Genomic DNA, 8043 nt, shown 5'->3' on the forward strand with positions numbered 1-8043 from the left:
ATGACAAGCTCTGAACGATAACCTCTTTTCCCATCATCACCGCGAAATGCCATCATGATCAAGTTTGGCTCATCAAAAAAATCCATATAATAAAAGCACCTTCTGCAAGGGTTGAGAAGATGACGAATAAACTCTCTGTCACTACGAGAGTCCAGTGAGTCATACAGCAAATCGGTCAGAAAGCTCGCCTTGCTATTGCGTAATATAAAGTATGGCGCAAGAGAAGAAACAGGTCCCATGTTAGTTTCGTTCGGTGCAAATCGTGGCCCCTCAAAAAACCGTAGCATCATTGTTGGACTATGAGCAGAGGTTTGCGATCCGACAACAAAGCACAAGTCTGAAAAAGATTTTTTAAAAGAAAAATGACGCACGCCCTTGGGAACGTACGTAGAAAATGCACATTGCTTGTCAATCAAATCTTTGAGATCATTCCTGGTAAAACTACCGTGCTGTTGTATGTGGCTTGCCGCTTGAAGATCCCATACAAAAACATGCCCACTTTGATAAGCCAACCCAATAGTGCGACTATCAGAAGAAAAATCGACACTTGGTAAGCCCAAAAATCACTCTTAAAAAGTATACAATTTCATACGCCTTGGTCTTATCATTATACTGACAAAGCACCGTAGAGACGTCATCATCAAAAGAACCGAAAAGACAGACTAAATAGCGTCCATCTGGAGAGAATTTAAGTTTCTCAGCACGACAATTCCTGGACGGCATCGTTATTTCATACGGACATCGAGTTCCCGTTTCTGCGTCAAAAAAGAGCACTTGACCAGTATCAGTTCCCATGGCAAAAATCGTATTATTATCTGGCGAGGCTGAAAGCGCAGCACACCAGATAGCCTCATCTTCATCGCCCTGCAGATTAAGCTTCACCCACGACATTTCAACCGAAAACGAATGCAACGATGTATGTAATGCAAAACCGGTCAACATCAACATACACACGATTATTTTTTGTATCGACATGTTGTTTTTTCTCTCGTTTTTTTATTCGTTAACGCGCACTCCCCAATCGCCGGGCACATACCACGCACCAGAGGCACTATCACGCACGATAGTACCGACGTTATAATTTTTATCAAGATCAACATTAAGCGCTGCGGTAATTGAATTATCATTTGAAACGCTGTCTTGCGTTGTTGTGGTTGAAATTGAGGTAACGCGCACAAAATCATTTGAAGTCTGATCTTTTGGATTGGTGTTAAAAAGAAGCGCACCATCAGTTGCAAAACTACTACGATACTGATCATATTGCACCAGCGGGCCTGCAACTTGTTGAGTCGCATCAGCACCGCGTTTGTCGATAATCTGAATGTTAATAGTCCCTACAGAATCTTCGATTACCGCAAAACGATACACCTGCGTAACAATATCTCGCGACGGCACAATATCATTTGCTTCGTTTTCAGCAACTTCAAGGGGATCTAAAACACGCTGTCCACGCATAAGCGCGTACAGATTTCCCGGCAGCTGCGGCACACCGTTGCGATTACCCGACAAATAATCAAGTTGCAACGTTTCATTACCACCACCAGAAACAGCACGCAACTCGGTAAGCGACCCGCCAAGAGTATTTACCGACCCTAAAGGCCCTGCGGCGTTGCAACAAAACAACATCATTGTTATTACTATCACGCGCTACCACCAAGTCGTTGCCGCTTTCAACAGCAAGACTTCCATTGGCAGCACCATTAAGCGCGCGACGATACAATTTTTATTAGTAAGCACATACAGCGCACCGTTGCGCACCCTGCGAGCGCCAGTAGCGTCAACATAAATCTGGTCAGGCAAGGCTCTATTTTTATCACGGGTCTTTGATATCGGTCAGATTACTGTTTGACCACGTAATTTCAGAAACATCCAGCAATCCTTTCTTTTCATTTGCAGCATCGGTGGCCGTTCCTTTTACCACACCACCAAAACCACCCACAAACATAAGCGACTGGCCAGTCGCAGGATTACCGTTTGGTTGTGTTGTATCAGTACTCAACCGATTAAATTGCTGCGTTATGGCAACACAACGCAAGGGCGCAATCGCCGTCAGCAAAGGATCAGTTTCCACATAAATCGTACCAGCAAAGTTAGCTGTTGGTACAAACTCCCAGCCAAAACCGCACCTGTTCAATAAGTGCAAGTTGACGCGAACCCACCGCCACCATCATTGAAAAACGACCACGATAAAAACTTGGTGTGTTTTCATCAAAATTTAAAACTTGATGCACGCCGCCCGTATTTGCAGAAAACAATGCACTCAATTGCGTACTCAATAAACCATCTTGTGTGCCGCCATGAAGCGAAGCATCACCCAGGCCCCACGTGGTAATTTGACCAGCATTGGGAATCATTTGCTTGAGTGGATCAGCGTCGTTTTGTGTGCCCAAAAAATAAAAATTTCCGGTTGTTGTATCAAGCCCCGCGCCATATGCTTTTTTTGCACCGAACCATAACGCGCCCTGCTGGCGTCCAATCAACAATAAAACCTTGTTCATTTAAAATAGCCGTTGATTTGAATATGCCGACGTTACCATTATCAAAACCGGCTAGCGCCATAAACACCGAATCACCCTGCACAAAAATATCTTGGATATCAGCACCGGATAAAGGATCGCTACCACCAACCGCAACAGCAGAATGCGATTTGAGCGGCATTTCACTGATGCTTGTCGGTACATTGTACGGATAAGCAGTTACGCCCTGCGTCGTCACTTTGCAACGGAACCTTTAGAGGCTGGCTCTTCATTTACCATCTCACCAATCAATGGAATAGCATACACACGATCTTCAAGCCCCCCACCAAACAACACCCCACCAACCGCAACAGGCGATTGACTGGTAACGCCATTAAAAATTAGGTACGGCCTACCAGTACTTGTTTGCATAGTTTTAAGAATCGGCGCAGAAAGCGTAATGTCAGCATCGCCACTATTTTGTGCTGTACGCACACCACGACTTGATTTACGATTGGCTGTACCATCAAAATAAAATCAAACGGCACTTCAATCGTATTAACCCTTTCGCTTGCTATCGCAGCATTAGAAGCCGATTGTACCGCAATAATTTGGTTCATTACCTCAACATTTACCGCATCGCGGACAGACGCAGCACTGCCACCACCATTTGCTGCTTTTTGAGCTGCCACTAGCACCGCCGTTAACGAAGTATACGTTTGTAAAAATTTATTAGCCTTCAACGTTGCGTACGTCACTGGCACGCCATCCATATTTAGTAGCGGCCCACCATCAACATTGTTTACTAGAAATGCGCCAAAAGGAACCGGCGTTACGGCATTTACTACGCTTGCAGCGTTGGCACCTGATTGCCCCGCAACAGCACTTTGCCTTATCCATCTGCTCCATAACATTATACACCGCCACATCATAATCATGGCCAATGTTTTGATCGTCATAAAAATGAGCTTTGTTGGGTTGTAAATAAATGGACTCAGCAAAAACGTATTGCCTTTGCCAATATTGGCGGTCGTATCAACAAAGCCCATGATAATATCCATAACGTGCATTGAGTTGCTGAAACGATGAAACGGTTGCCGCCTCCTGCTTTTCTGAAACTTCTTTGAGTATGGCAACGCCACGATTAACACCAGCAGCAGCACCAAAGCTACTTGCTGTTGAATCTGGCACGGCAACAAAAACAAAATCATTGCCGCCAGCAACATTTGCCAATGCCGTTGTCACATCTTGATTTGCCGCATCTTTGATAAGCGCATTCTCTTTCGTACTCAACATTTTAGTACCAGCAGCCACATCAGTAACAACAAAAAAATTGGTTACTGGTTGGTGACGCATTTGTAGCTGGTGTTTCGGGCACCACAATGGGATACGAATTTTTATACAAGCCAAGATGCTTAACTTTTTTTGTTAGCAACTGATTATCTTGATTCGCTACACCATTTAACGTCACTTTGGCAGGCGTCAATGATTGAACTACCGCAACTTGCTCGGTTTCATTATTATTTTCTAATACTAACCGCGCAAGCGTAAAATTCGTTTCATTGGGCATTATGGCAGGATTGGTGGTCGTTAACTCGGTAGCAGAACCAAGAAAAAGCATCGGCTGGTCATCAACTACCGCATAAGCCGTTTTATCAAAATAAACGCTTGGAACGTTTGAAACAACTGGCACACTTTTTATAATCGCACCAACAAAGGGGTAAATGCCAAGAACTACTAAAAATATCTTTTTCATTATGCTCATCCTTATTCATTCACGCGCACACCAAACTCGCCTGGCACATACACCGCACCCGAAGCCGTATCTTGTACCAACCGCGCTTGCTGCAATGGCAAGCTTAAGCTGAGATCAAAGTCAATTTCTTCAAATTTATGAGTGATTGGATTTTTTATGAAAGAGCTTGATGCTGGTCGTACGGGTACTGCATTCACAAAATTATCACCGCCAAAATGTTTGGTTCGCGCATAATAATCGAGCAGCCCCATAAACTCTGCGTCGCTGATTGGTTCATCAAATGAGCCGACTTTAAAGAAATAATCGGTCGGCGTATTGTTCGCATCAACGTACGGTTCTGCAATTGACGTGATATCGCCAGCACTCACATTAAAACGATACCGCGCTAAAAACTCTTGATTTTGATCAAGTGCAAAAGTATACAAATTTCCTTCTGCGGTAAAAACAGCTACTTTTTTTGACTGATCTGGTTGATTAACATCTTGCACTAAACGATTGCCACGCGATGATGAATAAAACTCAAACATGAGTGTTGGCCCAAGGTCTTTTTTCTGCTGCCAAAAAATATTCGTAACATCAGCCTGTTTTGGATATGTTTTTGATAATCATCGGTCAATGTAGCCGAATCGTTTACATTATAACCTGGTTGTTGCAAGCAACAACGTTGGCGGTAGCTGTAAGATCAACAGGGCTCATTGATGAACCTTGCACGTCTCGCTGCAAAACCATAACATCAAAAAATTCATCCAGTTCAGGATCAAAAATATTTGCTAGTCCATCGATCGATTTGGCAACGCTTGCAACTTCAACCAGATACTTATCTTTAATATTCGCCTGCGTCCTTGTTGCTGTATCTTGTTCGGAAATGCTGTTTCCGCTACCTTTTCTAACTGATTCATATCGAGACGGTATAACGTATCACGCGTTAAAATGTATAAAAATTATGTTGATCAGAAATAATGCGCCGCACATCTTTAAAAATATTTTCTGTCGTTCCATCGTCCGCCAACTTCATTAAACGTAGAAACCGCCAGTTTTTGCCACGTGGAAAGCTCGCACTAGCAGCACTACTCGAAAACTTATTCAAGCCCTTATTAATACGTGTGTCCCAGCCTTTACCATTAAACCCTTGTACAAAAACAGCAACACCAAACTCCCCACCCACAAATAACCGACCACTGTTTGGCGACGCATCATCAAGCGGCATGCGTGCAATTTCAGCACACGTTATGGCGCCAAGCTGCCCAAGAGCCAACCCTGCACCATCAGCATCATTGGCACTAAAATTCGTACTGAAACATCGCTGGTTGAGCTACTAATAAAAAGGACCAGTTGGCGCAAAAACGTTATTAGCAAAAATACCACTTTCGATTAACGCAACGCGGCCTTGACCAGTCGCCACCATCATACCAAACTGTTCATAGCGTTGGCTTTGGTTTGGCGCCACAGCTTGTAGATTACGCTCTTTAAACCCGTAAGTATCTGGTGAAAAATCAAACAAACCAAAGAGCCCACCGGCATTGGCAAACACGGTATCAAGAACCGAAGACAGCGGCGCATTCATTGTTTGCGTATCGCTATGCAACACATTGTCACCCTTGCCCCACTCAGTCACACGCACCGTATTTATTTTTTGACTCGAATCTTCTGTTACAAACCAAAAGTTACTGGTCTCATCATCAAAATCAAAACCATACACTTTTTCTGGGCGCCCCATAACGCGCTGCCACGGGGTCCAAGCACGAATAGCGCCTTTTTCATTAAACAATGCTTTACTTGCAAAAATACCGGCTTCACCCACATGCTCAGCATCACGCTCACCCGCTACTGAAACATAATCGCTATCACCATGAACCTGCATATCAGTAATTGTTAAAGTCGTATCAAATGAAAGTAATTGTGGGTCGGCTCCAACAATCGTTTGTACCTGAGAACTGACAGGCATATTGTGTACCAACTGCAAGAAATCATCTCTAAACGTACTCTCATACACTTGATGCAAAGCCCAGCCAGCACCAGCTTGAATTGCCGCAGCTGCACCAGTTTCTTTATTATTAGCCACCATACCACGAACAGCTTTTTTAGCCGCTTTTTGAAGATCGCTTTTAACCGAAACTTCAGAAATTCTATTTTGAAGAATAGCCGTGGCAATACCAGATGGACTCCCTAAAAATGCTTGCGCCGCAGCAACGGTAACAGGATTTTGTGTTCCAGATATTTTTACGCGTGCTTCAACAGCAAGAGCAGCTGTCCTACGATCACTATATTTATAAATTTCTTCCAAAATTGTTGATGCAAGTGCGTTAGCAGTCAATGGTGGATTTTGGTTAACGATATCCTTTACCGCCATTTTTGCTGTTGCTGTTAAAGGATTTGCCAAGCCATCAACTTCTTTGATCGCATCTTGAATATTCGTACGAACAGGCTTCAAAAATGGCGCAAAATCAAGAACACTCGCAGCACCATTTGAATCAAAAACCAACAAATCCGGCATCATTGCCTTCATCGACCAATGGCATAGCATAAATCTGCGTATTTACATTGCGCGGATTATTGGTACGCGAACCAACGCCACCATTCACAATCAAATAACTTTTGCCAGTACTGGTATGCATCGTTCGCACGGCTCGTGCACTAGCAAAAAGATCGACGGGTGTGGTTGTGTTGTTATTGTTAGTATTATTTTCATAAAAACCAAGAATGTATTTATTGTAATTTCCTGCATCTTTTTCTACAAAGCTCGCTGCATCTGGATTACGTACATCAGCAAAAAGATATGAGCTTGGATTTTTAAGAACGGGATAAAGCGTAATTTTTTGGTTAGCATCAACTTTACCAACCAACACTGAACACACACCCCCAGATTTATTAGTTACGGCACCAACATTGTGCCCACGCGTCACATCAGACAAACCAATAAATAAGCGTTGCAGCGGCTCATCCCAGACCATATCAACGTCAGACCCAATGATTGCACGCGTGATGGGTTCTGGATCTCCCGGCGCATAAAACGCAATTGTTTCTGCAGGATTTGTACGATATAACCCGTCGCTTTCCGCATCAACACGTAACTTATGCGCTTTATTATTCGCAGGAATCCCATCATCACTTACCACCGTCAATGCATCAACCGCGTTACCAGCATTACCACGCGAACGCTTGAGCACCGCAACTCCACGATTAACGCCATCAATCACGTCAACTTCAGTTGCACCATCGTAAACAAGTTGCGGAACTGGCATAGCAACACTCGTATCGGTAACAGTATCAGACGCCCAGTTTTTTAATGAGCCACTTGGTGCCAAAATTATCATCTCAGTCGCTTGGTCTTTAAACGTTACCGGCACAATAGACCCATCGAAACAGCAGCAAAATTAATGCTTGATCAAAATCTTCGGGCTGCGATGCCGTCATGGAAACAATTTGTTGATTAATTGAAACCCCAGCAGCATCTCTAATAAAATCTTTATCAGAACCATCTGAAGCACTGTTCGTAATCAAACGAGCGCCATCATCAGTTGGTAATAAATAAACAGAAGCACCCTTTTGATTTTTGGCAACTGTCAACGCGTCAAGCCCCGCCATTGGATCAAATAGCGCTGGCCCACCAAGTGGCACCACCACCAATTTTTTTTCACTGCCCGCCAATGCGAGATGAGCCGTCCCCGTATCTTTTAACGGATCGGCAGAAATATCATAACTAACACCGTTGAAAGTAAAACTTCCTTGTGTTGTTGGCACCATTGGTGTTGTTTGCACAATTTTTTGACCCAAAGTTTCTGGCACGGTTGACGTACCCAACGATGCACGCACCAGTGTGTTACTGGCTCC

At 43.8% G+C, this 8043-nt stretch carries 14 protein-coding genes; all 14 read right to left on the reverse strand.

What is annotated here, in order from left to right:
- Positions 1–560: hypothetical protein (locus IPP67_03665; protein MBL0338283.1), on the reverse strand; the 560-nt coding region annotated here is incomplete at its 3' end.
- Positions 529–975, reverse strand: coding sequence for a WD40 repeat domain-containing protein (locus IPP67_03670; GenBank protein MBL0338284.1), 447 nt, complete (start codon positions 973–975; stop codon positions 529–531). The genes IPP67_03665 and IPP67_03670, both read right to left, overlap by 32 nt.
- Positions 976–996: 21 nt before the next feature.
- Entirely contained in the window at positions 997–1629 is a 633-nt protein-coding gene (locus IPP67_03675) for a hypothetical protein (protein ID MBL0338285.1), read from the reverse strand.
- A 184-nt stretch (positions 1630–1813) separates the two neighbouring features.
- Complete coding sequence (locus tag IPP67_03680) at positions 1814–2071, reverse strand: hypothetical protein (protein ID MBL0338286.1); 258 nt, start codon at positions 2069–2071, stop codon at positions 1814–1816.
- A gap of 19 nt (positions 2072–2090) precedes the next feature.
- On the reverse strand, positions 2091–2480 hold the full coding sequence (locus IPP67_03685) for a hypothetical protein (GenBank protein ID MBL0338287.1): 390 nt from the start codon (positions 2478–2480) through the stop codon (positions 2091–2093).
- Complete coding sequence (locus IPP67_03690) at positions 2416–2715, reverse strand: hypothetical protein (protein ID MBL0338288.1); 300 nt, start codon at positions 2713–2715, stop codon at positions 2416–2418. The genes IPP67_03685 and IPP67_03690 overlap by 65 nt, the downstream gene beginning before the upstream one ends.
- A 142-nt stretch (positions 2716–2857) precedes the next feature.
- On the reverse strand, positions 2858–3505 hold the full coding sequence (locus tag IPP67_03695) for a hypothetical protein (protein ID MBL0338289.1): 648 nt from the start codon (positions 3503–3505) through the stop codon (positions 2858–2860).
- On the reverse strand, positions 3492–3812 hold the full coding sequence (locus IPP67_03700; GenBank protein ID MBL0338290.1) for a hypothetical protein: 321 nt from the start codon (positions 3810–3812) through the stop codon (positions 3492–3494). The genes IPP67_03695 and IPP67_03700 overlap by 14 nt, the downstream gene beginning before the upstream one ends.
- Positions 3772–4212, reverse strand: coding sequence for a hypothetical protein (locus IPP67_03705; protein ID MBL0338291.1), 441 nt, complete (start codon positions 4210–4212; stop codon positions 3772–3774). Before IPP67_03705 ends, IPP67_03700 begins: the two co-directional genes overlap by 41 nt.
- Positions 4213–4223: 11 nt before the next feature.
- Positions 4224–4739 (reverse strand): hypothetical protein, encoded by a 516-nt coding sequence (locus IPP67_03710; GenBank protein ID MBL0338292.1) that lies wholly within the window; start codon positions 4737–4739, stop codon positions 4224–4226.
- Positions 4740–5137: 398 nt separating this feature from the next.
- Entirely contained in the window at positions 5138–5467 is a 330-nt protein-coding gene (locus IPP67_03715) for a hypothetical protein (GenBank protein ID MBL0338293.1), read from the reverse strand.
- A 60-nt stretch (positions 5468–5527) separates the two neighbouring features.
- The gene (locus tag IPP67_03720) at positions 5528–6709 is read right to left on the reverse strand and encodes a hypothetical protein (protein MBL0338294.1); all 1182 of its coding nucleotides are present in this window, start codon (positions 6707–6709) and stop codon (positions 5528–5530) included.
- A complete protein-coding gene (locus IPP67_03725; protein ID MBL0338295.1) occupies positions 6684–7559 on the reverse strand; it encodes a hypothetical protein in 876 nt (291 codons plus the stop codon). The genes IPP67_03720 and IPP67_03725 overlap by 26 nt, the downstream gene beginning before the upstream one ends.
- Positions 7543–7986, reverse strand: a complete 444-nt coding sequence (locus tag IPP67_03730) for a hypothetical protein (protein MBL0338296.1) — start codon at positions 7984–7986, stop codon at positions 7543–7545. Before IPP67_03730 ends, IPP67_03725 begins: the two co-directional genes overlap by 17 nt.
- Between the last annotated feature and the right edge of the window lie 57 nt (positions 7987–8043).

The sequence above is a fragment of the Rhodospirillaceae bacterium genome (assembly GCA_016722635.1).
Taxonomy (GTDB): domain Bacteria; phylum Pseudomonadota; class Alphaproteobacteria; order JAEUKQ01; family JAEUKQ01; genus JAEUKQ01.

Bases quoted from the DNA above. Each gene is read 5' to 3' on its own strand.
- IPP67_03670 (MBL0338284.1), bottom strand. From the start codon at position 975: ATGTCGATACAAAAAATAATCGTGTGTATGTTGATGTTGACCGGTTTT.
- IPP67_03675 (MBL0338285.1), bottom strand. From the start codon at position 1,629: ATGATGTTGTTTTGTTGCAACGCCGCAGGGCCTTTAGGGTCGGTAAAT.
- IPP67_03695 (MBL0338289.1), bottom strand. From the start codon at position 3,505: ATGGGCTTTGTTGATACGACCGCCAATATTGGCAAAGGCAATACGTTT.
- IPP67_03700 (MBL0338290.1), bottom strand. From the start codon at position 3,812: ATGCGTCACCAACCAGTAACCAATTTTTTTGTTGTTACTGATGTGGCT.
- IPP67_03705 (MBL0338291.1), bottom strand. From the start codon at position 4,212: ATGAAAAAGATATTTTTAGTAGTTCTTGGCATTTACCCCTTTGTTGGT.
- IPP67_03710 (MBL0338292.1), bottom strand. From the start codon at position 4,739: ATGTTTGAGTTTTATTCATCATCGCGTGGCAATCGTTTAGTGCAAGAT.
- IPP67_03720 (MBL0338294.1), bottom strand. From the start codon at position 6,709: ATGATGCCGGATTTGTTGGTTTTTGATTCAAATGGTGCTGCGAGTGTT.